Origin of the sequence: Micromonospora sp. NPDC052213, from assembly GCF_040679695.1 — a bacterium.
GTDB lineage: Bacteria > Actinomycetota > Actinomycetes > Mycobacteriales > Micromonosporaceae > Micromonospora.
The window spans coordinates 1-1,017 of sequence record NZ_JBFAVI010000424.1 but is presented as its reverse complement, the minus strand read 5'-3'; the positions used below and the strand labels follow the sequence as shown (position 1 = coordinate 1,017).

General features: G+C 70.8%; 2 protein-coding genes. One reads left to right on the top strand and one right to left on the bottom strand.

The features are described from left to right. Positions 1-82: 82 nt before the first annotated feature. The gene (locus AB0L34_RS34460; RefSeq protein ID WP_357172797.1) at positions 83-673 is read right to left on the bottom strand and encodes a dienelactone hydrolase family protein; all 591 of its coding nucleotides are present in this window, start codon (positions 671-673) and stop codon (positions 83-85) included. Between the two features lie 65 nt (positions 674-738). Here AB0L34_RS34460 and AB0L34_RS34455 point away from each other — a divergent pair. Beyond that, the coding region (locus AB0L34_RS34455; RefSeq protein ID WP_363709870.1) for a helix-turn-helix domain-containing protein at positions 739-1,017 on the top strand (279 nt) is incomplete at its 3' end.

The window sequence follows — 1,017 nt, the reverse complement described above, 5'->3', positions numbered from 1 at the left end:
GACCCGGCAGTACGAGCGCGGGGTGCTGACCGACGCCGAGTACGCGGCCGAGTTGGCGCGGCTGCGGGGTGACGAGTAGGCGTCAGGCGAGCCGGTCGAGCAGTTCGCGGCTGAGGCTCACCACGAGCGCGGTCGCCTCGGCGTCGTACGAGGGCAGCGAGTTGTCGGTGAACAGGTGCCGGTCGCCGGGGTAGACGTACAGCTCGCCGCGCTCGGGGCCGACGATCGACACCAGCTCGCGGGCGGCGTCCACGTCGCCTTCCAGCCCGAAGAACGGGTCCTGCTCCATGCCGTGCACCTGTACCGCCACGCCGTCGGGCCAGGGGCCGATCGCCCACTCACCGGTCACCGGCAGGCAGGCTTCGTAGAGCAGGGCGGCCCGGGCGCCGGGCCGGGTCTGGGCGAGCCGCTGGGCGATGGCGGCGCCCCAGGAGACACCCGCGTGGACGAGGTCGGCGGGCAGGTCGGCGACGATCGCGTCGGCGCGCTGGTCGAGGACGTCGCCGCCGATGCGCTTGACCAGCGCGGCGCCGTCGGAGATGGTGGCCGGCCGTTCGCCGCCGAATAAGTCCGGGGTGTGCACGGTGTGTCCGCCGGCGCGCAGGGAGTCGGCGAGGGCGCGTACGCCGTCGGTGAGCCCTTGAATGTGGTGGAAGAGCACGATCTCGGCCATCACTACACTCCTGAGTTGTCAGACCAGAGTTATCGAACGAACCAGAATCTTAGAACGGTCGAGAAATGTCGGTCAATCAGCGGATCCCGGACTACGACCTCGAGGACCTGCTCGTGGTCACCGCCCCGGAGCAGTTGCGCGCGCTCGCCGACCCGCTGCGCAGCACGCTCCTGGAACTGCTCCTGGAACGCGCCGCCACGGTGAACGAGCTGGCCCGCGCGGTCGACCGGCCGAAGAGCAGCGTCGCGTACCACGTGAACCAACTGGTGGACGCCGGGCTGCTGCGCGTGGTGCGGACCCGGCGGGTACGCGCCATCGAAGAGCGGTTCTACGGGCGTGTCGCC